Annotated in this window: 23 protein-coding genes; 16 read left to right on the plus strand and 7 right to left on the minus strand. The window is 70.9% G+C overall.

Features of this window, described 5'->3' with window-relative positions; all coding sequences use genetic code 11:
- Window positions 1–44: 44 nt before the first annotated feature.
- The 8 genes from AB4091_RS18005 (at window position 45) to AB4091_RS18040 (ending at window position 9,836) form a co-directional block, all read left to right on the plus strand.
- Entirely contained in the window at window positions 45–440 is a 396-nt protein-coding gene (locus tag AB4091_RS18005; RefSeq protein ID WP_442293529.1) for a VanZ family protein, read from the plus strand.
- A gap of 291 nt (window positions 441–731) precedes the next feature.
- Window positions 732–3,020 carry a DEAD/DEAH box helicase gene (locus AB4091_RS18010; protein ID WP_442293531.1) on the plus strand — a complete coding sequence of 763 codons (2,289 nt, stop codon included), beginning with the start codon at window positions 732–734 and terminating at the stop codon, window positions 3,018–3,020.
- Between the two features lie 29 nt (window positions 3,021–3,049).
- Window positions 3,050–3,610, plus strand: a complete 561-nt coding sequence (locus AB4091_RS18015) for a YqgE/AlgH family protein (RefSeq protein WP_442293533.1) — start codon at window positions 3,050–3,052, stop codon at window positions 3,608–3,610.
- A 1-nt stretch (window position 3,611) separates the two neighbouring features.
- On the plus strand, window positions 3,612–4,484 hold the full coding sequence (locus AB4091_RS18020) for a glutamate racemase (RefSeq protein WP_442293535.1): 873 nt from the start codon (window positions 3,612–3,614) through the stop codon (window positions 4,482–4,484).
- Window positions 4,481–4,792, plus strand: coding sequence for a DUF3039 domain-containing protein (locus AB4091_RS18025; RefSeq protein WP_442293537.1), 312 nt, complete (start codon window positions 4,481–4,483; stop codon window positions 4,790–4,792). The genes AB4091_RS18020 and AB4091_RS18025 overlap by 4 nt, the downstream gene beginning before the upstream one ends.
- A 152-nt stretch (window positions 4,793–4,944) precedes the next feature.
- Window positions 4,945–5,907 carry a zinc metalloprotease gene (locus tag AB4091_RS18030; protein ID WP_442293539.1) on the plus strand — a complete coding sequence of 321 codons (963 nt, stop codon included), beginning with the start codon at window positions 4,945–4,947 and terminating at the stop codon, window positions 5,905–5,907.
- Window positions 5,908–6,046: 139 nt separating this feature from the next.
- Complete coding sequence (locus AB4091_RS18035; protein ID WP_442293541.1) at window positions 6,047–7,807, plus strand: DEAD/DEAH box helicase; 1,761 nt, start codon at window positions 6,047–6,049, stop codon at window positions 7,805–7,807.
- Window positions 7,808–7,985: 178 nt separating this feature from the next.
- A complete protein-coding gene (locus AB4091_RS18040) occupies window positions 7,986–9,836 on the plus strand; it encodes a bifunctional metallophosphatase/5'-nucleotidase (RefSeq protein ID WP_442293543.1) in 1,851 nt (616 codons plus the stop codon).
- A gap of 260 nt (window positions 9,837–10,096) precedes the next feature.
- Here AB4091_RS18040 and AB4091_RS18045 read toward each other — a convergent pair whose 3' ends face one another.
- Window positions 10,097–11,440 carry an alpha-amylase family glycosyl hydrolase gene (locus tag AB4091_RS18045; protein WP_442293545.1) on the minus strand — a complete coding sequence of 448 codons (1,344 nt, stop codon included), beginning with the start codon at window positions 11,438–11,440 and terminating at the stop codon, window positions 10,097–10,099.
- Window positions 11,437–11,961 carry an Lrp/AsnC family transcriptional regulator gene (locus AB4091_RS18050; protein ID WP_442293547.1) on the minus strand — a complete coding sequence of 175 codons (525 nt, stop codon included), beginning with the start codon at window positions 11,959–11,961 and terminating at the stop codon, window positions 11,437–11,439. Before AB4091_RS18050 ends, AB4091_RS18045 begins: the two co-directional genes overlap by 4 nt.
- A gap of 107 nt (window positions 11,962–12,068) precedes the next feature.
- On the opposite strand from AB4091_RS18050, the gene hppD reads away from it, so the two are divergent.
- A complete protein-coding gene (hppD, locus tag AB4091_RS18055) occupies window positions 12,069–13,325 on the plus strand; it encodes a 4-hydroxyphenylpyruvate dioxygenase (RefSeq protein ID WP_442293549.1) in 1,257 nt (418 codons plus the stop codon).
- Window positions 13,326–13,436: 111 nt separating this feature from the next.
- Here the strand turns inward: hppD and AB4091_RS18060 are convergent, their stop codons facing one another.
- A complete protein-coding gene (locus AB4091_RS18060; protein WP_442293551.1) occupies window positions 13,437–15,434 on the minus strand; it encodes an Ig-like domain-containing protein in 1,998 nt (665 codons plus the stop codon).
- A 232-nt stretch (window positions 15,435–15,666) separates the two neighbouring features.
- Between AB4091_RS18060 and AB4091_RS18065 the strand changes: the two genes are divergently transcribed.
- Both AB4091_RS18065 and AB4091_RS18070 read left to right on the plus strand, forming a co-directional pair.
- Window positions 15,667–16,485, plus strand: a complete 819-nt coding sequence (locus tag AB4091_RS18065; RefSeq protein ID WP_442293553.1) for an RDD family protein — start codon at window positions 15,667–15,669, stop codon at window positions 16,483–16,485.
- Between the two features lie 158 nt (window positions 16,486–16,643).
- A complete protein-coding gene (locus AB4091_RS18070; RefSeq protein WP_442293554.1) occupies window positions 16,644–18,224 on the plus strand; it encodes a DHA2 family efflux MFS transporter permease subunit in 1,581 nt (526 codons plus the stop codon).
- Window positions 18,225–18,249: 25 nt separating this feature from the next.
- Here the strand turns inward: AB4091_RS18070 and fahA are convergent, their stop codons facing one another.
- Both fahA and AB4091_RS18080 read right to left on the minus strand, forming a co-directional pair.
- Entirely contained in the window at window positions 18,250–19,503 is a 1,254-nt protein-coding gene (fahA, locus tag AB4091_RS18075; protein WP_442293556.1) for a fumarylacetoacetase, read from the minus strand.
- A complete protein-coding gene (locus AB4091_RS18080) occupies window positions 19,500–20,369 on the minus strand; it encodes a hypothetical protein (RefSeq protein WP_442293558.1) in 870 nt (289 codons plus the stop codon). Before AB4091_RS18080 ends, fahA begins: the two co-directional genes overlap by 4 nt.
- Before the next feature lie 82 nt (window positions 20,370–20,451).
- Here AB4091_RS18080 and AB4091_RS18085 point away from each other — a divergent pair, with 82 nt between their 5' ends.
- Both AB4091_RS18085 and AB4091_RS18090 read left to right on the plus strand, forming a co-directional pair.
- Window positions 20,452–21,726, plus strand: coding sequence for a homogentisate 1,2-dioxygenase (locus tag AB4091_RS18085; RefSeq protein ID WP_442293560.1), 1,275 nt, complete (start codon window positions 20,452–20,454; stop codon window positions 21,724–21,726).
- Between the two features lie 5 nt (window positions 21,727–21,731).
- The gene (locus AB4091_RS18090; protein ID WP_442293562.1) at window positions 21,732–22,418 is read left to right on the plus strand and encodes an IclR family transcriptional regulator; all 687 of its coding nucleotides are present in this window, start codon (window positions 21,732–21,734) and stop codon (window positions 22,416–22,418) included.
- 78 nt (window positions 22,419–22,496) lie between these two features.
- Here the strand turns inward: AB4091_RS18090 and AB4091_RS18095 are convergent, their stop codons facing one another.
- Complete coding sequence (locus AB4091_RS18095; RefSeq protein ID WP_442293564.1) at window positions 22,497–23,129, minus strand: isochorismatase family protein; 633 nt, start codon at window positions 23,127–23,129, stop codon at window positions 22,497–22,499.
- A gap of 3 nt (window positions 23,130–23,132) precedes the next feature.
- Window positions 23,133–24,446, minus strand: coding sequence for a nicotinate phosphoribosyltransferase (locus tag AB4091_RS18100; RefSeq protein ID WP_442293566.1), 1,314 nt, complete (start codon window positions 24,444–24,446; stop codon window positions 23,133–23,135).
- Between the two features lie 98 nt (window positions 24,447–24,544).
- On the opposite strand from AB4091_RS18100, the gene clpS reads away from it, so the two are divergent.
- The 3 genes from clpS to AB4091_RS18115 are packed head-to-tail and all read left to right on the plus strand — an operon-like array spanning window position 24,545 to window position 26,441.
- Entirely contained in the window at window positions 24,545–24,850 is a 306-nt protein-coding gene (clpS, locus tag AB4091_RS18105) for an ATP-dependent Clp protease adapter ClpS (RefSeq protein ID WP_442293568.1), read from the plus strand.
- Window positions 24,850–25,617, plus strand: a complete 768-nt coding sequence (locus AB4091_RS18110) for a DUF2017 domain-containing protein (protein WP_442293570.1) — start codon at window positions 24,850–24,852, stop codon at window positions 25,615–25,617. Before clpS ends, AB4091_RS18110 begins: the two co-directional genes overlap by 1 nt.
- Before the next feature lie 56 nt (window positions 25,618–25,673).
- Entirely contained in the window at window positions 25,674–26,441 is a 768-nt protein-coding gene (locus tag AB4091_RS18115; protein ID WP_442293572.1) for an MBL fold metallo-hydrolase, read from the plus strand.
- Window positions 26,442–26,510: the final 69 nt, after the last annotated feature.

A 26,510-nucleotide genomic window follows, 5' to 3' on the forward strand; every position in this document is an offset into this window, starting at 1 on the left:
GGCGGCTCGTGATCCTCGTCGCAACCTACCTAGACTCCGGAGACATGACGAGCCCTCGACGTGCCGCCCCCCGCGACCTGGCGGTGCGCGAGCCCGCGCAGCGCTCCAGACGGCTCGTCTCGATGGCCGTGCTGGCCGTGGTCGTGCAGCTCTGCGTCCTCTACTGGCCGGTGGTGACGATCGAGGGACCGGTGAGCTGGACCGACAAGGTGGTCCACCTGCTCGTCTTCGCCGTCCCGACGTATGCCGTGGGCAGGGCTCTCGGGTCGCTGCGCACAGCAGTCGTCGCCTTCGCGTTGCATGCCCCGGTCAGCGAGCTCGTGCAGCACTTCCTGCTCCCCGGCCGCTCCGGCGACGTCTGGGACGCTGTGGTCGACCTCGTGGGGGTGGCCCTCGCCGCGGCGGCGCTCGTGGTCGGGCCGCGGCTGCGCCGCTGGTAGACTTGCGGGCATCCGACTCCGAGGTCTCCTCGGATCACGACGGACGGGATGGCGCCGGGGATGCCCGGCGGGCAGGCTCGTCCGACGGGGTGACGCCCCCACCGGAAGCTCGCGCAGACAGCGCGGCCCGGCACCGACGCGGAGCGGATCCGAACACCGGACGGCACAGATGCCGGGCACCGGGACACATGGGGCGCAGACAGTTCTGCGCCTGAGGCTCGTCTGCATGGTCGTGTGGTGACTCACGGCTCGAGGCGAAGTCTGCATCGAGTCAAGAGAGTTGAATACGCAATGCCCAAGAACACCTCCTCCGGCGCGCCCAAGAAGGCCCGCTGGTCCACCGAGAAGAAGTCGGCTGCGGCCAAGAAGCCGCACCGCGGCCAGGCCGGACCGAAGTCCGGCTCCTTCTCCGGTCCCAAGACCTCGCGCCCGGCCTCGTCGGGCACCTCCCACGTCGGTGGTCGCGAGTGGCGTGCTCCTCGCGACGAGCACCGCTCCTACGACCGCCGTGACGACCGCCGTGACGACCGCCGTGACGACCGCCGTGACGACCGCGGCGAGCGCCGCGACGACCGTGGCGGCTACCAGCGCCGTGACGACCGTGGCGACCGTGGTTTCCAGCGTCGCGACGACCGTCCGTCGTTCGACCGTCGTGACGACCGTGGCGGCCGTCCGTCGTTCGACCGTCGTGACGACCGTGGCGACCGCGGTTTCCACCGTCGTGACGACCGTCCGTCGTTCGACCGTCGTGACGACCGTGGCGAGCGCGGTTTCCAGCGTCGTGACGACCGTCCGTCGTTCGACCGCCGTGACGACCGTGGCGACCGTGGCTTCCAGCGTCGTGACGACCGTCCGTCGTTCGACCGCCGTGACGACCGTGGCGGCCGTCCGTCGTTCGACCGTCGTGACGACCGTGGCGACCGTGGCCTCCAGCGTCGTGACGACCGTCCGTCGTTCGACCGCCGTGACGACCGTGGCGGCCGTCCGTCGTTCGACCGTCGTGACGACCGCGGCGAGCGCGGCTTCCAGCGTCGCGACGACCGTCCCCGCTTCGACCGTGGCGCCGACCGTTTCGACGACCGTGCACCGGTGAGCTTCGAGGACGCCGAGGCCGAGCGCATGGACGCCGACAACTGGACCAAGGCGACCCGCGCCGACATCTCCGACGGTCCCGTCGCCGTCGAGGCCGACAACGGCTTCGCCGCCCTGGGTCTGCCGGAGCGTGTCGTCGAGCGACTGGCCCGCGAGGGCATCACCTCGCCGTTCCCGATCCAGACCGCGACGATCCCCGACGCACTCGCCGGCAAGGACGTCCTCGGACGGGGCCAGACCGGCTCCGGCAAGACGCTCGCGTTCGGCCTGCCCCTCATCGCGCGGCTGCTCGAGGCCGACCTGCCGCGTCGCCCGCGCAAGCCCCACGCCCTGATCCTGACGCCGACCCGTGAGCTCGCGATGCAGATCTCCGACGCGCTCGAGCCCCTCGTGCACGTCGTCGGCCTGCGGCACAAGCTCGTCGCGGGCGGGCTCAGCTACACGACCCAGATCAACGCCCTCAACAAGGGCGTCGACATCCTCATCGCCACCCCGGGCCGGCTCAACGACCTGCTCGAGCGCGGCGCGGTCGAGATGGACGACATCGCGATCACGGTGCTCGACGAGGCCGACCACATGGCCGAGATGGGCTTCATGGCCGAGATCACGACGACCCTCGACAAGATCCCGGCCGACGGCCAGCGCCTGCTGTTCTCGGCGACGCTCGACCGCGGCATCGACGCGCTGGTCGACAAGTACCTCACCGACCCGGTGACGCACTCGACGAACGATGCCACAGCCTCGGTGGAGGGCATGGACCACCACGTCCTGCTCATCGACCCGCAGCACAAGAAGGTCATCACGGCCGAGGTCGCCAACCGCGAGGGGCGCACCGTCGTCTTCTGCCGCACCAAGCTCGGCGCCGACCGCATCGCGCTGCAGCTGCGCGAGCAGGGCGTCATGGCGGCCGCGCTGCACGGCGGACTCAACCAGGGCCAACGCAACCGCGTCCTCGGCGCGTTCCGCGACGGCACCCTCCCGGTGCTCGTCGCGACCGACGTCGCCGCTCGCGGCATCCACGTCGACGACGTCTCGGTCGTGCTGCAGGTCGACCCGCCGGCCGACCACAAGGACTACCTGCACCGCTCGGGCCGAACGGCCCGCGCGGGCGACAAGGGCACGGTCGTCACCCTCGCGCTGCCGCACCAGCGCAAGACGATGGAGCGCCAGCTCAAGGACGCCGGCCTCGACATCGCACCGGTCCGGGCCACGCCCGGCGACGCGATCATCGCTGCGACCGGCGCCACGACGCCCAGCGGCGTCGCCATCGCCGAGGACGAGTTCCAGCGCCTCATCGCAGGACCCAAGCAGCACCGTCGCAGCCCGGCCGGCGCACGTGGCCCGCGCCAGGGCACGCGCGGCGGCTTCCGCCCGCACCACAGCGGTGGCCGCGACGACCGTCGTGGTCGTCGAGGTGAGCGGGGCGACGGCCTCGTGTCTCGCTGGAGTGACGACGACCGTGGCGGTCGCCGGGGCGCTCGCTTCTGAGCAGCCGCCGGTGTGGAAGGCTGTGCTCCGTGAGCTCGACGTTCCACACCGGCCGCCTGCTCGTGGCGACACCCTCCGTCGAGGGTGACGTCTTCCACCGGTCCGTCATCCTCATGCTGCACCACGACGACGGTGGGGCCCAGGGCGTCGTGCTCAACAAGCCGCTGTCCGCGGAGGTCGACTCCGTGCTGCCGGGCTGGCAGCGCGTCGTCACCGCGCCCCATGTGCTCTTCCAGGGTGGGCCCGTGTCGACCTCGTCGGCGCTGGGCCTCGTGACCGTCCCCGGTGACGAGCCCGAACCGCTCGGCGTGAAGCGCCTGTTCGGCTCGATCGGGCTCGTCGACCTCGACGCGCCGACCCCGGTGGTGGCCGCTGAGCTCGCCGGCCTGCGGATCTTCGCCGGCTACTCCGGCTGGGAGGCCGGCCAGCTCGAGAACGAGATCGCCCGAGGCGACTGGTACGTCGTCGACGCGGAGGTGCGTGACGCGTTCACGTCCCAGCCGGGGATCCTCTGGCGCGAGGTGCTCCGTCGGCAGCGCGACAGCCTCGCGTACGTCGCGAACTTCCCCGACGACCCCTCGATGAACTGAGGTGGGCGTCACCCCCGGACCTGCGGCCGCGGCAGAGCGGCAGCCCGAGGCCCGAGCATCGACCAGGCGAGTTGCCTTCGTCGACAGCGGCCTCGGGCTCCTCGGCTACGCCGACGCGCTGCACTCGCTCCGCCCCGATCTCGGGCTCGTGCTCTCGCTGGACCCCGACAACATGCCCTACGGTCCGCGAACGCCGGACGAGGTGCGCACGCTCATCCTCGCGTCGGCACGGGCGACCCTCCCGCACGCCCCCGACGCGATCGTCGTCGCCTGCAACACCGCGTCGGTGCACGGACTCGGCGCCCTCCGCGCCGAGCTCGAGCCGGACGTCCCGGTGATCGGCACGGTGCCCGCCATCCGCCCGGCCGCGGCCACCGGGGGACCGGTCGCGGTCTGGTCCACCGCAGCCACGACGTCGAGCGACTACCTGCGTGGCCTCATCGACGCCTTCGCCGCCGACGTCGAGACGTACGCCGTCGCCGCCCTCGGCCTCGCGGAGGCCATCGAGGCCGGAGACGCTCAGCTCGTCGACGAGTGCATCGCGTATGCCGCGTCGCAGACCCCCGCGGGGGTGCGCTCCCTCGTGCTCGGCTGCACCCACTACGGGCTCGTCGTCGATCGCATCGTCGCAGCCCTGGGCGACGGCGTCGTCGTGCACGACTCCCCGGTGGCGGTCGCCCGGCAGACCCTGCGCCGGATCGGTCTCGAGCCCGACCCGACCGCAGACGTGGCCGGTGCCGAGCGCGCCGAGGGCGGTGTGGAGGCGGTGCTCCTGAGCGGCAGGCCGGCCGCGATGCCCGCGTCGTGGCGTGCCTACCCTGCGGGGGAGCGGCTCCTGGCGAGCGCGGCAGGGCGGCATACACTCTCGTCATGAGCACGATGCCTCCCGACCCCTTCGAGCCGGAGCCGCTGCGCGGCACGCGCACGGCGACGATCGAGCGCGAGGAGGTCCGTGAGGAGCTCCAGGAGCCCGGCGACCACGAACGCTTCTCGCACTACGTGCGCAAGGAGAAGATCCTCGAGAGCGCCCTCTCGGGTGAGCCCGTCGTCGCGCTCTGCGGCAAGATCTGGGTGCCCGGGCGCGACCCCCAGAAGTTCCCGGTCTGTCCTGTCTGCAAGGAGATCTACGAGGGTCTGCGCGACCCCCAGGACGGCGGCGACGGCGACAACGGGGACGCCTGACCCTTTCGTCACCCCTTCGGACGAGCACGGCTCGCAGGGCGATTCCTGACGGCTTCTTTACTCGCGGTGGCTCCGCCGCTGACACTCGCGTACCTATCGTCGCTGGGGTCGGCGCCCGATCGGGGGCCGTGTCGGACGAGAAAGGTCTCCCCATGAAGCTCCGCTCCCTGGCCCTTGCCGCAACCCTCGCGCTCGCCACCCTGGCACTCGGGTCACCGGCCCAGGCGGTCCCCGCCGCCGACGGCCACGACAAGGCCGCGTGCGTCGACCCCGCTGCGGTCGGTGCCCGTGGCACGCACGGCACCGCCAAGGACCCGCACGAGCTCTCCGACGCCCAGGTGCGAGCCAACGAGGCCGCCCTCACGAAGGCGCTCGCGGCCAAGGGCCTGACCCGTGACTCGTCCGGCAAGCTGGCCAAGGCGTCGGGCCAGAACGCCAAGCCTGGCGCCACCGCGGCCTTCGCGGCCGCCAACGTCAAGGTGTACTGGCACACCATCACCAACGGTTCGCAGGGAGCCGTGAGCGCCAGCAAGATCAGCAGCCAGATCACCGTGCTCAACAACGCCTACTCCGGCACCGGCCTCAGCTTCACGCTGGCCGGCAGCGACTCGACGAGCAACGCGTCCTGGTACACCGTCACCCCGGGCTCCGCGGCCGAGCGCAGCATGAAGACGGCGCTGCGCAAGGGCACGATGGCCGACCTCAACCTCTACTCGGCCAACATCGGTCAGGGCCTCCTCGGCTGGGCGACGTTCCCGAAGAACAGCTACGACGTGATGGACGGCGTCGTGGTGCTCACCGGCTCGCTGCCCGGTGGCAGCGCGACGAACTACAACCAGGGCGACACCGCCACCCACGAGGTCGGTCACTGGGCCGGGCTCTACCACACGTTCCAGGGCGGCTGTAACGGCAACGGCGACTACGTCTCCGACACGCCGGCCGAGGCGAGCGCGGCCTACCAGTGCCCGACCGGCCGCGACACCTGCACCAGCCCCGGCCTCGACCCGATCAAGAACTTCATGGACTACACCTACGACTCGTGCATGAACACCTTCACGTCCGGTCAGGTCTCGCGCATGCAGGCCCAGTGGACGGCCTACCGCGCCGGCAAGTGAGGCGGCTCGCAGGCGGCTGACCTGCGAAAACCTCTCTGCGGCATACGAACTCGGTCGCCATACCAAACCAGTCGGGGCCCCGCCAACTTGGCGGGGCCCCGGCATGTCGCGGGGGCCGACCGGATACCGTGGGCGGCCTATGAGTTCAGGGGCTGCCTTCCACCTTCCTCCCGCCTTCCCGGAGCGGGCAGCGTGGGGTACCGCCAGCAAGCTGCGCGCGTGGCAGCAGGAGGCGCTCGACCTCTACCTCGGCAGGGGGCCGCGTGACTTCCTCGCGGTGGCGACGCCCGGCGCCGGCAAGACGACGTACGCCCTGCGGGTCGCCACCGAGCTGCTCGGCGCCGGCATCGTGCAGCGGGTCACCGTCGTCGCGCCCACCGAGCACCTCAAGACGCAGTGGGCCGACGCCGCGGCCCGGGTCGGCATCAGCCTCGACCCGAAGTTCAGCAACAGCATCGGCCGGCACAGCGACGACTACCACGGCGTCGCGGTCACCTACGCGCAGGTGGCCTCGCGCCCCTCACTGCACCGCGAGCTGACGACGACGCGCCCGACCCTCGTCATCCTCGACGAGGTGCACCACGGTGGTGACGCCAAGAGCTGGGGCGACGGCATACGCGAGGCGTTCGAGCCCGCCACGCGGCGCCTCAGCCTCACCGGCACGCCGTTCCGCTCCGACACGTCGCCGATCCCGTTCGTCACCTACGAGCTCGACGCCGAGGGCACGCTCGTCAGCTCGAGCGACTACACCTACGGCTACGCCGAGGCGCTGCGCGACGGCGTCGTGCGCCCCGTCCTCTTCATGGCCTACGGCGGCAGCATGCGCTGGCGCACCAAGGCCGGCGACGAGCTCGAGGCGCGGCTCGGCGAGCCGATGACCAAGGACTTCGTCGCGCACGCGTGGCGCACCGCTCTCGACCCGAAGGGCGAGTGGATCCCGGCGGTCCTTGCCGCAGCCGACCGGCGCCTCACCGAGGTGCGTCGCCACGTCGAGGACGCCGGTGGCCTCGTCATCGCCTCCAACCAGACCCAGGCGAGGGCGTATGCCGCCATCCTCCGTGAGCTGACGGGCGAGGCTCCGACGGTCGTGCTCTCCGACGACCTCGGCGCGAGCAAGCGCATCGAGGACTTCGGCGCCAGCGACGAGCGGTGGATGGTCGCCGTGCGCATGGTGTCCGAGGGCGTCGACGTGCCACGGCTCGCGGTCGGTGTCTATGCGACGTCGACCTCGACGCCGCTCTTCTTCGCGCAGGCGGTCGGCCGCTTCGTGCGGGCCCGCAGGCGCGGTGAGACCGCCTCGGTGTTCCTCCCCTCGGTGCCGGTCGTGCTCGACCACGCTGCCCGCCTCGAGGAGCAGCGCGACCACGCCCTCGACCGCAAGCCGAACCCCGACGACATCGGTCAGATGTGGGCCGAGGAGCAGTCGCTCCTCGACGAGGCCAACCGCGCCGACAAGGCGAGCGGCGCGCTGGACGAGGGCGCCTTCGAGGCGCTCGAGTCCGACGCCCACTTCGACCACGTGCTCTTCGACAAGCAGCAGTGGGGCATGCACGCGCAGGTCGGCTCCGAGGACGAGGAGGAGTACCTCGGCCTGCCCGGGCTGCTCGAGCCCGACCAGGTGTCAGCCCTGCTGCGCGAGCGCCAGAGCCGCCAGGTGAAGAAGGCGCCGCAGGGGGCTCAGGGGCCGACCCCGGTCGCCGCGCACCGCGCCCTCGCCGCCCAGCGCAAGGAGCTGAACACGCTCGTCTCGACCTATGCCCGGCAGAAAGGCCTGCCGCACGCCAACGTGCACATGGACCTTCGCCGCGTCTGTGGTGGCCCCGACCTCGCGGCGGCGTCCACCGACCAGGTCGGCGAGCGCATCGACAAGATCCGGCTCTGGCTCGTCGGCCGTCGCTGAGCGTCCTGCGACGCATCAGGTCGGGCGCCGGTCCGCTGGTGTTCACGAACCAGTGGCGTCTCGTCCGCCTTCGTCCCGGTTTGTCCCGCTAGGGTCGGGCGGGCGCCTCGGCGCGCCCTGCTGGAGACCACCGGCACCCTGCCCCCGCGAACACCCTCGCGCCCCCCCGAAGGACGACATGAGCACCGACTCCACCCGCTCCACGACCCCTGACTTCCTCGCCTCCGCCACGACCCGGCGTCAGCTTCTCTCGCTGGCCGCGGTCGGCGGCGTCGGCCTCGCGACCGTCCGCGCCGCCGAGCCCGCGGCGGCCGCGAAAGGACCCGGCAGCAACGGCGAGACCGTGCGCCTCACCGTGCTCGGCACCACCGACCTCCACGGCAACGTCTTCAACTGGGACTACTTCAACAACCGCGAGTACGACGACAAGACGCACAACGACATCGGCATCGCCAAGGCCTCCTCGATCATCAAGATGCGGCGGGCCGAGCTGGGCGCCGCCTCCTGCCTCACGCTCGACGCGGGCGACACGATCCAGGGCACGCCGCTCGCGTACTACTACGCCAAGATCGACCCGATCACCGGCGGCTCGACCCACCCGATGGCCGCCGCCATGAACGCGGTCGGCTACGACGCGGCCGCGCTCGGCAACCACGAGTTCAACTACGGCATCGACACGCTGCGGGCCTTCGAGAAGCAGCTGGACTTCCCGCTCCTGTCGGCCAACACCGTCCACTGGAAGACCGGTTCGCCCGCCTTCAAGCCGTGGGTCATCAAGACCGTCAAGCTGCCCGGCCAGAAGCCGATCAAGGTCGGCATCCTCGGGCTCGTCACGCCGGGTGTCGCGATCTGGGACAAGGCCAACGTCGAGGGCCGGCTGAAGTTCCCCGGCATCGTCGAGCAGGCGAAGGTCTTCGTGCCGCGCCTCAAGGCGGCCGGCGCCGAGGTCGTCATCGTGTCGTGCCACTCCGGTACCAACGGCAAGTCCTCGTGGGGCGACGCCCTGCCGTACGTGGAGAACGCCAGCCGGCTCCTGGCCGAGCAGGTGCCCGGCATCGACGCCGTCCTGGTCGGCCACTCGCACGTCGAGGTCGTCGACAAGGCCACGAACGCCCAGACCGGCAAGCAGGTGCTCCTCGTCGAGCCGCTCTACTGGGGCATGCGCGTGGCCGAGCTGACCCTGTGGCTGCGGAAGGTCCGGGGCCAGTGGCAGGTCGTCGACTCCGCCGGGCAGCTGTGGGACGCCAACGCCGTGCCCGAGGACCCGGCCGTCACCGGTGCGGTCCAGGCCGCCCACGAGAAGGTCCTTGCCTACGTCAACGGCGTCATCGGCACGTGCACGCAGGCGATGTCGGCGGCCAGCTCGCGCTACGAGGACACCCCGGCCATCGACTTCATCAACTACGTCCAGGCCGACGCCGTCAAGAAGGCCCTGGCCGGCACGCCCGAGGGTGCGCTGCCGATGCTTTCGATCGCCGCCCCGTTCAACAAGCTCGCGGCGATCCCGCAGGGCGACGTGACGATCCGCGACGTCGCCGGCCTCTACATCTACGACAACACGCTGCTCGGCATCGTGCTGACGGGTGCGCAGGTCAAGGACTACCTCGAGAAGAGCGCGTCGTACTTCGTGCAGTACGCGGGCACCGGCCCGGTCGCGGCCGACGCCATCACCGGCGCCGGCGGCACGCCCGACTACAACTACGACATCATGGGCGGTCTCGACGCCGACCTCACCTACGACATCGACATCGCCAAGGCGGTCGGCTCGCGCATCACCAACCTCGCCTACGGCGGGGCGCCGGTCGCCGCCGACGCGCGGTTCGTCGTCGCGATCAACAACTACCGGCAGTCCGGCGGTGGCGGCTTCCCGGGCGTCACGACGGCTCCGGTCGTCTACAACCGCCAGATCGAGATCCGCCAGCTGCTCATCGACTGGGCCACCGCCAACAAGGTCATCGACCCGGCCGTGTTCTCCAGCACCGACTGGAGGCTCGTCAGCAACGGCAGCCCGGTGACCGTCACCGGCTGACCCGCACCGTCCACGTGGCGGAAGTTCGCAGGAGTGCGGGCTTCCGCCACGGGTGCGCCGTGCACGGCGCACCCGTGCGGGCAACGTCCACTCGTGACGGGACTGCATACCCCTACGGGTCCTCGGGGCACGAAAAGGCGTACCCGCCGGGACAGGGGAGCACCGACGGGTACGCACCCCCATCCTCGCCGATCGACCCCTCCCACGTCTGTGGTTTCGGCGCGTTTTCGGCTGACAATTCGCGCGTCCGGGAGTTTTCTTCAGTCCTGCTCGGCGACGGGGGCACCGACGAGGACCCGGTGGCCCCAGGCGGGCAGCGTGAACGGCTGCCCGACGGACAGCTCCACGGGCTCGCCCGTGAACGCGTCGTTCCACAGCCCGGCTTGCGGCCCGTCGCCGAGCGTCACCGTCTGCTCGGTGTCCGAGAAGTTGAAGGCCGCGAAGACGCGGTCGTCGCCCACGGCCCGCACGAAGCTGAGCACCGCGGCCTCGGCCGAGTTCGGCACCCGCACCATCCGGCCGCCGGCAGCGCCGTTCCACAGGGCCGGGTGCGCCTTCTTCAGGGCGAAGAGCCGGCGGTAGAGCTCGCCCTGCTCGTCGTCGCGCCACTCGATCTGGTCCTTGTCGAAGAAGACGAGGCGCTTGTCGCTGCCGGCCTCCTGTCCGTTGTAGACGAGCGGCACCCCCTCGCTGACGACCGACAGCACGATCGCGGGCTCGAGCGCGTCGCCGAACTGCTCGTACTCGGTGCCCTCCCAGGCGTTCTTGTCGTGGTTGCTCACGAAGAGCATGCGGTAGGCGTCACGCTGGTAGAAGCGGTCGTTCCAGGCGTAGTAGACCTTGAGCGCCTCGACGTCGGCCTTGCCGTGCGCGATCTTGTGGAGCGTGTCGTTCCAGCTCCACGCGTACGTCATGTCGAAGGCGCGGGTGTGCAGGTCGCGCGCCTCCCACTCGGCGAGCATGAAGACAGGCTTGATCTCGTCGAGCTCGCGGCGCACGTTGTCCCAGAAGTCGACGGGCACGAATCCGGCCACGTCGCAACGGAACCCGTCGACGTCGACCTCGCGCACCCAATACGCCATGGCCTCGGTCATGTAGCGGCGGAGATCCTCGTTGTCGTAGTCGAGGTCGATGATGTCGTCCCAGTCCCACCACGGCGTGGGGCGGAAGTCGCCCTTCCAGTCACGGGCGTACCAGTCGGGGTGCTCCTCGACGAGCGGGTTGTCCCAGGCCGTGTGGTTGGCCACCCAGTCGAGGATGACGTGGAGCCCGAGGTCGTGGGCTGTCGCCACGAAGTGGCGCAGGTCCTCGAGGGTGCCGAACTCGGGGTTGACCGAGAGGTAGTCCTTGACGGCATACGGGCTGCCGAGCACCCCCTTGCGGTTCTGCTCGCCGATGGGGTGCACGGGCATCAGCCAGACGATGTCGATGCCGAGGTCGCGCAGGCGCGGCAGGTGGGCCTCCGCTGCGCGGAAGGTGCCCTCGGGGGTGAAGTGGCGCTGGTTGACCTGGTAGATCGTCGCGCTCCGGGTCCAGTCGGGGTGGGTCAGCAGGGTCTCGGCCCTCGGGGCGTAGGGGTTGGCGCTCACGGCTTCGGCGGTCACGGGTGGTGGTCTCCTTGGGCGAGGTCGAGCAGGTGCTCGACGAGTGGGACGGTGCGGTGGTCGAGTCGGGTGGCCAGCGAGATGACGGTGGAGGCGCGAGTGACGTGGGCGTCGTCGACGACCTGGTCGATGACGCGCTGAAGGTCGGCGTTGTCGCGCCCGACGATGCGGATGAGCACGTCGCCGGACCCGGTGATGGTGTGAGCCTCGAGCACCTCGGGGATGGCGGCGAGGTGCTCGACGACGGGGGAGTGGCCGCCGCGGCCCTGGCGGATCTCGAGGGTGCAGAATGCCGTCACCGGATAGCCGAGCGCCGCCGGGTCGACATCGGGGGCCATCGACCGCAGCACGCCGGTGCGCTGGAGGCGGTCGATGCGGGCCTGGACCGTGCCTCGAGCCACGCCGAGGCGGCGCGACGCACCGAGCACGCCGACGCCGGGCTCCGTGAGCAGGAGCAGCAGGATGCGGCAGTCGAGCGCGTCGACGGCGGCACGCGATCCCAGCCCGGCGGTCGAGGTCATGGGCAAAGTGTCCAGCACCAGACGGCATACGGGCAACACTTTGCGCACTGTGTCCAGCCGGAATCCGTGCTGTTGCACAGTCGACCAGTGTCGGACACCCTCGCTCCATGACTGACACGATGCCGTCTCAGGCCGCCGACCGCGCCGTCGACCTCAGCTCCGACCTCACCGCCCAGGAGCGCGAAGCCGACCTCGACCTCGACCAGCTCAAGCAGCTCGTCGGACTCGTCGAGTACGACGAGAACACCGACGTCTTCCCCGTCACCGGATGGGACGCGATCGTCTTCGTCGCCGGCAACGCCACCCAGAGCGCGCACTACTACCAGAGCGCGTGGGGCATGGACCTCGTCGCCTACTCCGGTCCCGAGAACGGCAACCGCGACCACAAGGCCTTCGTGCTGCGCAGCGGCTCGATCCGCTTCGTCGTCAAGGGCGCCGTCGACCCCGACAGCCCGCTCGCAGACCACCACCGTCGCCACGGCGACGGCGTCGTCGACATCGCGCTCGAGGTGCCCGACGTCGACAAGTGCGTGGCCCAGGCGCGCCGCGCCGGCGCGACGGTGCTCGAGGAGCCCGCCGACCACACCGACGAGCACGGCACCGTGCGCACCGCCGCCATCGCGACCTACGGCGAGACGCGCCACACCCTCGTGCAGCGCACCGTCGACGGCCAGACGTATGCCGGCCCGTACCTCCCCGGCTACGTGCCGACCACGTCCACGCACGTCAAGCGGGAGGGCCAGCCGAAGCGGCTCTTCCAGGCCCTCGACCACATCGTCGGGAACGTCGAGCTCGGTCACATGGACGAGTGGGTCACCTTCTACAACAAGGTCATGGGCTTCGTGAACATGGCCGAGTTCATCGGTGACGACATCGCGACCGACTACTCCGCCCTGATGAGCAAGGTGGTGGCGAACGGCAACCACCGCGTGAAGTTCCCGCTCAACGAGCCCGCGATCGCGAAGAAGAAGAGCCAGATCGACGAGTACCTCGAGTTCTACCGCGGTGCGGGCGCTCAGCACCTCGCCGTCGCGACGAACGACATCCTCGCCTCGGTCGACGCCCTGCGCGCCAACGGCGTGGAGTTCCTCGACACCCCCGACAGCTACTACGAGGATGCGGAGTTGCGCGAGCGCATCGGCAACGTCCGCGTTCCGATCGAGGAGCTGCAGAAGCGCAAGATCCTCGTCGACCGCGACGAGGACGGCTACCTGCTCCAGATCTTCACCAAGCCGCTCGGGGACCGGCCCACGGTGTTCTTCGAGCTCATCGAGCGGCACGGGTCGCTCGGCTTCGGCAAGGGCAACTTCAAGGCGCTCTTCGAGGCGATCGAGCGCGAACAGGACAAGCGCGGCAACCTCTGACCGCGGCCGCGACAGGAGTCCGCCCCCACGTCCGTCGACGGACGTGGGGGCGGATCCTTCTTCCCGGTCCCACGCGAGGGGGGGCGACCGCGGTCCCGGTCAGGTCCTGCGTCAGCCTCCCGTGGTGAAGGCTGCCGTGCTCGGTGTCAGGATGTTGCCCGCCGTGTCACGGATGCCCGAGGTGAGGCCGAGCGTGTAGCGCGTCCGAGCGGCGAGGGTGGCGTTCGGGTTGAGCGTCGCGCGCCGGGTCGTCGCGTTGTAGGTGACGACGGCAGGGACGATCGCTCCGCTGGGCGAGCGCAGGACCACCGACGCCGTGCTGACACCCGCGACGGGCTCCGTGAAGCCGACCGTCACGTTGCTGACCCGGCTCACTCCCACGGCGCCCGAGGCGGGGCTGCGGAAGTTGACCACCGGCGCCGGGCCCGTGAGGAACGTCCACGTCGTCGAGACCATCGCGACCCCGAAGTCGGCGCTCTTGACCGCCGTCGTGAGGCTTGCTGCGTAACGCGTGTCGGGGGCGAGGGTGGCGTTCGGGTTGAGCGTGGCCACGTGCGTCGGCGCGTTGTAGCTCACGACGGCCGGGACGACCGCCCCGCTCGGCGAGCGCAGCACGAACGACGTGCCGCTGACCCCGGTCACCGCACTGCTGAAGGTGGCGGTGACGTTCGCCGTCTGGACGATGCGGCTCTGGCCCGGGAGCGGCGAGCGCGTGCTGACGGTGGGGGCGACACCGACGGCGAATGCGGCCGAACGGGTCGCACCGACGTTGCCTGCGAGATCCGTCGCCCCGACGGTGAAGGTGTAGCGCCCGTCGGTGAGCGGGCCGTAGGTCATGCCGGTGAGGCAGGCCTGCGCGGCCGCGCCCGGCGTGAGCGAGCACGTGAAGGTGGATCCGGCATCACTCGTGAAGCGCCAGATGACCGTGCGTGCCGTTCCCGCCACAGCGGGCCCGGACGTGATGGACGTCGCCGGCGCGACCGTGTCGATCGTGAACGGCAGCGCACCGAGGCCCATCGTCTCGGGGCTCGCCCCGGAGACCTCTCCGGCGGTGACCGTGTGGGGACCGTCGGCGAGCGGGACCGTCGGCGTGATCGACCAGGCGCCGTTGGGCGCGATGGTGGTCGTGCTGCCTGCGGGTGCGCCGTCGATGTACAGGTTGATGGTGGTGGCGGTCGGCAGCCCGCGTACGCCGCCGAAGGTCGGCATCGGGTTGCTCGTCACGTTGTCGGTGCTCGAGCTGCCTGAGTCGCTGGCGGCAGCCAGGTCAGGCGTGCTGGGCCCACGGTCGGCCGGTGCGGTGCACGGAGCGCCCGGGCCGCCCACCTGGCCGAACTCGAAGATCGTGGACTCGAGGGGAACGGCTGCCGCTGGGATCCGGCCGAGCCACATGCCGCGGGTCTCGTTGGCCACCGCCCGCTGCGCGTCGGTGAGGCCCGCGACCGGGTCGAACTGCCCGAGCCCGGTGAAGGTCGCCGTCCACGTGTTGACCGTCGGTCCGTCGTAGGCCAGCGTGCCCTCGCCGCCCGTGCTGGACGCCCGGATGGTCCGCTTGCCGTTGATGAGGAAGGACTGCTTCGCGGCGACGATGCGCGCCTCGAGCTGGTCGACGGGGATCTGACCGCCCGTGGCAGAGGTGGCGGTGCCCTTGACGATCACGCTGGTGGGGTCGGCCGGGTTCAGGGTCGCCTTCTGGGTGATCGTCACGTCGGCCGTCGTGGTCTGGTCTCCCGTGTCTGGTGCCGTGAGCACCTGCACCACGTCGCCCGGGCGGATGTCGGGCGTGACCCCTGCCCAGCAGCCGCCGCCGGGGTGGTTGACCTCGACGATGCCGTCGAACCCGACGGTGGTCGGGTCGTCCTGCGGATCCACGAGCGCGGTGCCGACCACGAAGCCGGCGCGCACCACGTTGACCGTCGCCGTCTGACCCTGCTGGTAGCCCGCAGCGGAGATGAAGTCGCGCTCGGGGAAGACGATGATCGAGTGGGGTGCCACCGGAGGCTCGTTGATGCCGGCCGCGAACGCCGGCCAGGCTGAACCGAGGCCTGCGGCCATCACCACCGATCCGGTCACTGCTGTCAAGAACCTGATGTGGTGCTTTCGCGACATGGCCATCCTCCTGTGTCAACGCGGCGGCCGGGTCCAGCCACGGCCACGGCTCGTCCCCCCGACGGCGACGAGCCCACCGCACGCTCATGGTCGCCATGGGGCCTTGAGGAAACCTTGTGTTGAGATTGCGTGATATCGACCGATAGGCGTGATTCGCCGGGCAAGACGGACAGGACTCGCGACCGGGGGCCCGCTCCCTGGAGGGCGTACACCGTCGTGGCACAGTTGGGTCATGAGCCAGCAGCCCTCCGGGTGGTACGACGACCCGAGCCAACCCGACATGCTCCGCTACTGGGACGGCGTGTCGTGGACGAACCACACCGCACCGAAGAAGTCGCCGACGGTGTCGCAGAGCACCATCGGACTGCCGCAGCAGGCTCGCGGCGACCAGGGCTCGGCTGACCGCACGGGGGCTGCCGCGCCGACGCCCACCACTCCGGTGCCCAAGGGCAGCGGCTGGCAGAGCCAGTCGCAGACGCCCCAGCAGTACTACCAGCAGGCGCCGGGCAACGCGCAGTGGATGTACAACATCCGCACCACCGCCGACGGCATACCGCTCGCGTCCTGGGGCAAGCGCGTCGGCGCCTGGTTCATCGACGGCATCGTCATCTCGCTCGTCGGCGGCGCCATCTCGTGGGCGGCGACCCCCCGCATGGGCCAGCTGTTCTCCGAGATGGTGACGGCGGCCGAGGCCAACGACCGGGTGCGCCTCACCGCGATCCAGGGCGAGCTCACCGGGCCCGCACTGCAGTTCTCCTTCATCCTCTGGCTGCTCACCACGGCCTACTGCCTCGTCTTCTGGACCACCACGGCGCAGACCCCCGGCAAGATGGTCGTCGGCATCAGCGTGCGCCGGACCACCGAGCCCGGACCCCTGCCCCTGGGCACCGCGGCGCTGCGCCGGCTCGTCCCGCTGGCAGGGCAGTTCGTCCCGTTCCTCTCCCTGCTCGACGGGCTCTGGCCGCTCTGGGACGACAAGCGACAGGCCCTCCACGACAAGGTGGCCGGCACCCAGGTGGTGGAGGGCAAGCAGCCGCGCAAGCAGGGCTGAGTCCCGCACGGCACACGCGCCCTTCCCGTATGCCGGGTGTGGCGTAAGTGGGTTGCGCCGTTGTCGGGGGTGCGCGGCACAATCGTGGGTGCGCGGTCCGTACCGCTGCCACGGCGTCGTCGCCGATCCAGAACTCTGAAGACAATCGGAGCCCACCAGTGTCTGCACCAGTCGCACCATCCGCCGGTTCCGGCGGTCCGGCCTATCCTGACAAGCTCGACGCGGCCGTCCTCAAGGTCGCCGGGGTCGTCGTCCTCGGCGCGATCATGTCGATCCTCGACATCACCGTCGTCAACATCGCCCTGACCAAGTTCCAGACCGTCTTCGCCGAGCCGGGTGGTCAGCCGCTCGCCTACTCCACGGTGGCGTGGACGGTCACGGCCTACACCTTGGCGCTCGCGACGGTCATTCCGCTCACCGGGTGGGCGGCCGACCGCTTCGGCACCAAACGTCTCTACATCATGGCCGTCATCCTCTTCACGGCCGGTTCGGCCCTCTGCGCGACCGCCGGGTCCATCGAGATCCTCATCGGCTACCGCGTCCTGCAAGGCCTCGGCGGCGGCATGCTCATGCCCCTCGGTATGACGATCATGACTCGTGCTGCCGGCCCCGAGCGGATGGGCCGGCTGATGGCAGTCCTCGGCATCCCGATGCTGCTCGGGCCGATCTTCGGCCCCATCCTCGGCGGCTGGCTCATCGACAACTACTCGTGGCACTGGATCTTCCTGATCAACGTGCCGATCGGCATCATCGCCGTCCTCTACGCCCTCTGGGCGCTGCCCGGCGACCGGCCCGAGCCGTCCGAGTCCTTCGACCTCATCGGCATGCTGCTCATGTCGCCCGGCCTCGCACTGTTTCTCTACGGCGTGAGCTCGATCCCCGGCGAGCGCACGGTCGGGTCGGCGAAGGTGCTCGTCCCCGGCCTCGTGGGCCTGGCCATGATCGTCGCCTTCGTGTTCTACAGCTTCCGGCCCAAGCACCCGCTGCTCGACCTGCGTCTGTTCAGCAACCGCCGGCTCACGGTCGCCATCGTCACCATGTTCCTCTTCGCGGCGGCGTTCTTCGGGGGACTGCTCCTCGTGCCCCAGTACCTCCAGCAGGTGCGCGCCGAGACACCGCTCCACGCGGCGTACCTCATGGTCCCGCAGGGCATCGGGGCCATGCTCACGATGCCCGTCGCCGGATCGCTCGCCGACCGCATCCCCGTCGGGCGCATCGTGCCCTTCGGGCTGGTCGCGATCGTGGCGGGCATGTTCGCGCTCACCCAGGTCGGCCCCGACACCTCCTACTGGGGCTTCATCATCCCGGTGCTGTTCCTCATGGGTCTCGGCATGGGCGGCACGATGATGCCGATCATGACCTCGGCGCTCAAGACGCTGACCCACCACCAGGTGGCGCGTGGCTCGACGCTGCTGAACATCACCCAGCAGATCGCGAGCTCCATCGGTGTCGCCGTCATTTCGGTGGTGTTCACCAACTACCTCAACGGCTCGCAGTCGGCCGGCGCCGTGCTGGGCGCGCAGTTCGACCCGACCATCAAGGACAAGCTCGGCCCGCAGGGGATGGCCACGGCCATCGCCGAGCTCGCCCACGTCTACGGCAAGACGTTCCTCATCGCCGCGATCCTCTGCGCCGCAACGCTCGTCGCGGCGGGCTTCCTGCCGCGGAGGCACGAGAACTCACGGCTGCTCGTCGAGGAGTCCGAGCCGGCAGGGGCGCCTCCGGTCGTCCTGCACTGACAGCACCTTCACCCACAGTCGAGGTTCAGCGCGTGGGGACGATGGTGCCCGTGACCTCGGCGATGCCGATGCGTGAGTTGTCGGGCCCGGGGGCCCAGGCGGTCATCGTCACGGTGTCGCCGTCCTCGAGGAAGCCGCGCGTCGTGCCGTCGTCGAGGGTGACGGGTTCGCTGCCGTTCCAGGTGAGCTCGAGCAGGCTGCCGCGGCTCTCGCGGGTCGGGCCGCTGATGGTTCCGGAAGCGAAGAGGTCGCCGTCCCTGATCGAGGCTCCGTTGACGGTCAGGTGGGCGAGCATCTGCGCCGGCGACCAGTACATCGCCGCGTGCTCCGGGCGCGAGACCACCGTGCCGTTGAGGGTGACCTCGAGGTGGACGTCGAGGCCGAAGGCGTCGCCCTGGAGGTAGGGCAGCACCTGCGGATCTGCCTGTCCCGGAAGGGGAATGCGCGCGGCGGCCAGAGCGTCGAGCGGCGTGACCCAGGCCGAGATCGACGTCGCGAAGGACTTGCCGAGGAAGGGCCCCAGGGGGACGTACTCCCACGCCTGGATGTCGCGGGCACTCCAGTCGTTGAGGATCACGACGCCGAAGAGGTGGTCGGCGGCCTCGTCGACCGACACCCGTGAGCCGAGCTCGGTGGAACCACCCACGACGTAGCCGAGCTCGGCCTCGATGTCGAGGCGGGTGCTCGGGCCGAAGACAGGCGCGGGATCGGACGGTGCCTTGCGCTGGCCGCTCGGTCGCACGACGTGGGTGCCCGAGACGACGACGGTGCCCGACCGGCCGTGGTAGCCGATCGGCAGGTGCTTCCAGTTGGGCGGTAGCGCGGCGTTGTCGGGCCGGAAGATCTGCCCGACGTTGCTCGCGTGGTCCTCGCTGGCGTAGAAGTCGACGTAGTCGGCGACCTCGATGGGCAGGTGGAGCTCGACGTCGGCGATCGGGTGCAGGTGCGGGGACACCCCTTCGCGATGCACCTCGTCGGTGAGCACCTCCGTGAGCCACTCGCGCGCCACCGACCACGCTGGGCGACCCAGGGCGAGGAACGCGTTGAGGCTCGGTGTGAGCCAGGCCGTCGCCAGGTCGGGTCCGTCGCCCACGAGCCCGGCATCGCGGCCGATCGCGGCGACGGCCCCGACGTCGAGGACGAGCTCGGCGATGCGCACACCGACCCGTCGCGTCGGGTCGTCGCTCGTGCTGAAGACCCCGTAGGGGAGCGTGTTGATGCCGAACGGGTGGTCGGCAGGGACGTCGAGCCAGGTGGTCGGCTGGGCGGGCAGTGTCACGCGTGGGTCTCCTTGCTGGGAACGAGGCCGAGTGCCTCGAGCTCGGTCAGGGGGTCGAGCACGCCGCAGCAGCCGTATGCCGTGAAGCTCGCTCGCAGGCGGCGCGCCTCGCTCTCGTGCAGGCCCGACACCGCGGTGACGAGGACCTCGGTGTCGCTTCGGCCGAGCTCGCCCGCGAGCTCGCGGGTCTCGGCGCCGTCGAGGGCCTCGTGGGTGGCGAGGAGCACGTTGAGCAGGCCGTGTGCGGGGTGGCCGGCGTGGTCGCCGCGGACCGCGTGGTGCAGCCCGCCGGTCAGCTTGAAGGGCAGGCCCCGGAGGACGACGGCGTCGAGGAAGCCGGCGAGCGTCGTCTCGTCGGGCCAGGCCCACGCGGGGGTCGCGCCGGTGCGGAACTTGGCGGTGACGTCGTGCTCGTGGTCGACCGCGTGGGCGAGGTCGTCGAGGGCCGACTCCTGGTCGGAGCCCAGGCCGACCTCGACCACGAGGGGAATGTCCAGGTCGAGGGCCCTGCGCCAGCCGGTGGGCCCGTCGGTCCAGCCGAGCTCGGCGGCGCCCACGAGGATCCGGGGGTCGTCGCGCAGCAGCTCCACGGCGTCGAGGAGCGGCTCGAGGGGGGAGCCCGGGCGGACGATGAGCCCGACCTCGAGCGGCTGCGCGACGGCTCGCTCGTCCTTCGCGGCGAGGTCTGCGAGCTCGGCCGCCGCGGTGGCCGGCACGAGGAGCGGACCGATGTGGGCGGCATACGGCCCCTCGCGACGGTCGAGGTGCTCGCGCACGGCGACGTCGACGGGGGCGAGCCCCGGCGGGAAGACGGCGGCGTCGTCGACGAGGCGGTCGAAGAGCGGCGCGAAGGGCGTTCTTGACATGACCGGGAGCGTACTCCACTGTTGCAATAGTGATACACCAGCGTCCGTTCAACGGACGCGCTCGACGGAGAGGCTCTCGCCCGTGGCGCACTACCAGGCTGTCGGCAACATCCCACCCAAGCGGCACACGCAGCACCGCCGCCCCGGCAAGGGGCGGACCCCGGGCGAGCTCTACTACGAGGAGCTCATGGGCGAGGAGGGGTTCAGCTCCGACAGCTCGCTGCTCTACCACCGCAACATCCCGTCGACGACGATCGGCGCCGCTGTGTGGGAGCTGCCCGACCAGTCGACGACCCCCAACCACCCGCTCGTGCCGCGTCACCTCAAGCTCCACGACCTCTTCGACGCCAAGGCGGTCCGCGACACCGACGTCGTGACGGGGCGCCGTCTCGTGCTCGGCAACGGCGACGTACGCATCTCGTATGCCGTTGCCGCACAAGCAAGCCCGTGGTACCGCAACGGCATCGGTGACGAGTGCGTCTACGTCGAGCGGGGAAAGGCCCGGGTCGAGACCGTCTTCGGCGCGTTCGAGGTGGGCGAGGGCGACTACGTGATCATCCCGCGTGCGACGACGCACCGGTGGATCCCGAAGCGCTCGACCAAGGACCCGCTCCGCGTGTACTGCATCGAGGCCAACAGCCACATCGCCCCGCCCAAGCGCTACCTCAGCAAGTACGGCCAGCTGCTCGAGCACGCCCCCTACTGCGAGCGCGACCTGCGCCAGCCCGCGGGGCCGCTGCTCGCCGAGGACGTCGGCGAGCGACCGGACGAGCAGACCGAGGTGTACATCAAGCACCGCGGGAACGGGCCCGGCGGGGTCGTCGGCACGGTGCACACGCTCCCGTTCCACCCGCTCGACGTCGTCGGGTGGGACGGCTGCCTCTACCCGTACGTCTTCAACGTGCGCGACTTCGAGCCGATCACCGGCCGCATCCACCAGCCGCCGCCCGTCCACCAGGTCTTCGAGGGCTGGAACTTCGTCATCTGCAACTTCGTCCCGCGCAAGGTCGACTACCACCCGCTCGCGATCCCGGTGCCCTACTACCACTCGAACGTCGACAGCGACGAGATCATGTTCTACGTCGACGGCGACTACGAGGCGCGCAAGGGGTCCGGCATCGGCAAGGGGTCGATCTCGGTGCACCCGGGCGGGCACCCCCACGGCCCCCAGCCGGGTGCCACCGAGGGGTCGCTCGGCGTCGAGCGCTTCGACGAGCTCGCCGTCATGGTCGACACCTTCCGGCCCCTCGAGCTCGGCGAGGGCGGCCTCGCCGTCGACGACGGCAGGTATGCGGCGTCCTGGTCCAAGGGCCTCGTCGGCGGCGGCGATCCCGGCGCCGCCCACTCCGAGGGCTGAGAGCGGTGCCCGCTCCCGGTTCCGAGCCCGTCAGAGGGTCGGCGAGAGCCGAGTCGTCGCAGACGCTCGACCGCGGCATCCGGGTGCTCGAGGCACTGGCCGGCGAGAGCGGCCCCACCGGCCTCACCGTCACCGAGCTCGCCGCCGCGCTGGGTGTCGGTCGCCCGGTCGTCTACCGCCTCGTCACCACCCTGGAGGAGCACCGGCTCGTCTCGCGGGCCACCGACGGCCGCGTGCGGCTGGGGCTCGGCGTGAGCCGGCTCGCCTCGGCCGTCACGCCGATCGTGCGCGCCGAGGCACGTCCGGTGCTGCGTGAGCTCGCCGACGCGGTCGGCGCCACCGCGCACCTCACCATCGCCGAGGGCGACGAGGCGCTCGCACTGGTCGTCGTCGAGCCCTCGTGGACCGACTTCCACGTGGCCTACCGCTCGGGCGCCCGGCACCGCCTCGACCAGGGAGCCGCCGGGCGAGCCATCCTGGCCGGGCGGGCCGGTCGGTCGGGGCCTGTCTCCACTGACGGGGAGCTGCAGGCAGGCGCGCACGGGCTCGCGGTGCCGCTGGGCGTGGGCGCAGAGCCGCCCGGGGGTGTCGAGGCGTCGGTCGGGGTCGTCTCCCTCGAGCCCGTCGACGCCCGGACCGTCGGCCCACACCTGCGGCGAGCGGCCGAGGCGCTGCGCGGCATCCTGCGCTGAGGGCCTCACGCAGGGAGTCGAGGTGCCACCTCACGCCCCAGCGTGACGGCATACCTCGGTCCGGAGGCCGGGGCGCCGTCAGGCGACGGTCGGTGACCCGAGCAGCCGCACTCCCGCCTCGATCAGCTGCGCCACGGCTGCGTCGGTGGTCGGTCTTGCGACGCCGGCCGTGAGGTCCAGCAGCACCGTCGTGTGCAGGCCCCCGCGCTGCGCGTCGAGCGCCGTGGCGCGCACGCAGTGGTCGGTGGCGATGCCCACGACGTCGACCTGCCCGACCCCTCGCTCCCGGAGCCAGTCGGCCAGCGTGAGGTGCTCGTCGTCGTCGGACCGACCCTCGAAACCGCTGTAGGCAGCGGCGTGCTCACCCTTGCGGAACACCGCCTCGACGTGGGCCAGGGCCCCGGCCAGGCGCGGGTGGAACTCGGCGCCCTCGCTGCCGGCGACGCAGTGGACCGGCCAGGTGTCGACGTAGTCGGGACTCTGCGAGAAGTGGGCGCCGGGGTCGATGTGCCAGTCGGCGGTCGCCACGACGTGGTCGTAGTCGGCCGCATGGCGGCTCACGTGGTCACTGACCTGCCGGGCCACGTCGGCGCCGCCCTCGACGGCGAGCGAACCGCCCTCGCAGAAGTCGTTCTGCACGTCGACGATGACGAGCGCCCGCCGGGCACCGGCAGACCCTTCGGAAGGGTGGATGCTGCTCGATTCGACCACGGCTCAGTCCTCCTCGTAGATCGTTGGGATCACGGGCTCGCCGCGTGAGAGCTGCGCGGCCGCGCGGGGGAGCTCGGCGCGGGAGGCCTCGTGCCGAGCCCGGGCCTCGTGGATGTCCTGGTGGTCGACGACCTCACCGGCGCGGACCAGCTCGATCATGAGGGGGCGGTCGTTGCCGTCGTCGCGTGGTCGCTCGCCGATGCCGATGACCTCTGCCTGCGCGACCCCGTTGTCACCGAGGCGGCGCATCGCCCACTTGCGACCACCGACCGACGTCTTGTCCTTGCTCTTCTTCGCCACGCCCCGCATCTGGCCGGAGGCGTCCTCGCGCTGGACGAGCTTGTAGACCATCGACGCGGTCGGGGCGCCCGAGCCGGTGACCAGCGCGGTGCCGACGCCGTAGCCGCTCACCGGCCCGGCGGCCAGTCCGGCGATGGCGTACTCGTCGAGGTCGGATGTCACGATGATGCGGGTGTCGGTGTTGCCCGCCGCGTCGAGCTGGGCGCGCACCTCGGTCGCCTGGATGAGCAGGTCGCCCGAGTCGAGGCGCACCGCCCCGAGCTCGGGCCCGGCGATGTCCATGGCGAGGTCGACAGCCGTCTTGACGTCGTAGGTGTCGACGAGCAGGGTCGTCCCCTTGCCGAGCGACTCGACCTGCGCGGTGAAGGCCTCCTTCTCCGAGTCGTAGAGCAGCGTGAAGGCGTGCGCGGCCGTGCCGGTCGTGGGCACGCCGTAGCGCCGTCCAGCCTCCAGGTTGCTCGTCGCGTCGAAGCCGGCGACGTATGCCGCCCGGGCCGCTGCCACGGCCGACTCCTCGTGGGTGCGTCGCGACCCCATCTCGATGCACGGCCGACCGCCGGCTGCTGTCGTCATGCGTGAGGCCGCAGAGGCGATCGCCGTGTCGTGGTTGAGGATCGAGAGCACCAGCGTCTCGAGGATGACCCCTTCGGCAAAGGTGGACTCGACGACGAGCACGGGGGACTGCGGGAAGTAGCACTCGCCCTCGGCGTAGCCGCTGACCTCGCCCGAGAACCGGTAGGACTCGAGCCACTCGATCGTCGGCCGGTCGACGACCTGGTGGTCCGACAAGAAGCGCAGCTCCTCGTCGCCGAAGCGGAACTGCTCGAGCGCCTCGAGCACCCGGCCGGTGCCGGCGATGACGCCGTAGCGGCGCCCGTCGGGCAGCCGCCTCGCGAAGGCCTCGAAGACGCAGCGCCGGTGCGCCTCGCCGGAGGCGAGGGCGGCCTGCAGCATGGTCAGCTCGTAGTGGTCGGTCAACAGCGCCGTGCTCGCGGCGCCAGGGCTCGTCGGGCTCACCTTCCTCACCCTAGGGGTGTGCCTCTCTTCGCGGTCGGGAGCAGCCCCGGCCACGACTCCCGGGTCGGGCCCCCCGTCCGGGGACCTAGGGTGGCCCTGTGACCGCAGCGACCCTCTCCCTCGCCCCTGTCGAGCAGGAGGTGACCTCGACCGAGCACGTCGTGTCTCCGGACCTGCCCTGGGTGACGATCGTCTGGAACGACCCGGTCAACCTCATGACCTACGTGACCTGGGTCTTCGAGACGTACTTCGGCTACGCGCGTCCCAAGGCCGAGAAGCTGATGATGGACGTTCACGTCAAGGGCAAGGCGGTCGTCTCCAACGGGCCGCGGGAGTCCATGGAGCGCGACGCCGAGGCACTGCAGGGCTACGGCCTGTGGGCGACGTTCGAGAAGGACGAGTGATGGCACGCGCCTTCCTGCGCGAGGACGACGACTACGTCGCGCTCCTCGACGCGACCGAGCGCACGGTCCTCTACGGACTCATGCAGCAGACCCGCATCCTGCTGTCCCCGGAGATCGAGCCCACCGGTGACACCTTCGACGACCTCGTGGCCTCGATGGGCCTCTCGCTGAGCGCGGCCGATCGGACCCACCCGCTTGACGGCGGCGACGGCCTCGGCGCGGGCGAGCCTGTGGCGCAACCGGACTCGTCGAGCCTCACCGACCGTGACCCTGCCCTCGACCGACTTCTCCCCACCGCCCACCGGGGCGACGACCAGGTCGCCGCCGAGTTCCGCCGCCTGACCGAGGAAGGCCTGCGACAGCGCAAGAGCGGCAACCTCGACGTCGCCCTCGACCGGCTGACGGGGGTCTCGGGTGACCGGGTGGTGCTGGGCGAGCAGCAGGCGCCGGCCTTCCTCATGGCCCTGACCGACGTGCGCCTGCTCCTCGGCGAGCGCATGGGCATGCGCACAGAGGAGGACGCGGAGGCGCTGCACGCCGCCATGGAGGTGATCGACGACGACGACCCGCTCGGCTACGCCATGGCCTGGTACGACTTCCTGACCTGGCTGCAGGAGACGCTGACGCACGCGCTCATGGGCACCGACCTCAGCCTCGGCGAGACGGCATACGACGAGGACGACCTGGACGACGTCGACGACCTCACCGAGGACCTCACGGATGACTCCGGCGACGACGTCGAGGACGAGCCCCCCGGCGCGGTGTGACACACGCGACGCGCCGGTCGCGAGCCGGCGTCGGCGTCGGCACCTAGGCTCGACCCGTGGACGTCACGATCGTCGGGTGCTCGGGATCCTTCGCCGGGCCACGCTCGCCCGCGTCGTCCTACCTCGTGCAGGCCGAGCACGAGGGCCGCACCTGGAGCATCGTGCTCGACCTCGGCAACGGCGCCCTGGGTGCCCTCCAGACCCACCTCGAGCCGTATGCCGTCGACGCCGTCCTGCTCAGCCACCTGCACGTCGACCACTGCATCGACATGTGTGGGCTCTACGTCATGATGCGCTACGTCCCGGGAGGCCCCGGACGTCCCGCGATGCCGGTGTGGGGACCCCCGGGCACGGGCGTCCACCTCGCCCGTGCCTACGGCGGAGGCGACAGCGAGGACGTCTTCGGCACGTTCGACTTCCACGACCTGCGCGACCGCGAGACCGTGACGGTCGGACCGTTCACCGTCACCCCGGTGCGGGTCAACCACCCCGTCGACGCGTTCGGCTTCCGGGTCGAGGCCGACGGGCGCACGCTCGCCTACACCGGTGACACCGACACCTGCGACGAGCTCACCGACCTGATGGCGGGTGCCGACCTGGTCCTGGCCGACTCGGCCTTCGTCGACGGCCGCGACACCGTGCCCGACATCCATCTGTCCGGAAGACGCGCCGCCGAGGCCGCCGTCCGGGCCGGGGGAGTGGGGCGCCTCATGCTGACCCACATCCCCGCGTGGAACGACCCCGAGGTGTGCCGCGAGCAGGCCGCCGCGGTCTGGCCGGGCAAGGTCGAGCTCGCCGAGCCGGGCGCCAGCTACTCGCTCTGACGACTCCGCCACCCTGGACGCGTGGGTGACGGCGGCGGCCGCCCGGGTATGAGTCGTCTCGGTGCGTCG

Source organism: Terrabacter sp. 2RAF25, assembly GCF_052115265.1.
GTDB lineage: Bacteria > Actinomycetota > Actinomycetes > Actinomycetales > Dermatophilaceae > Terrabacter.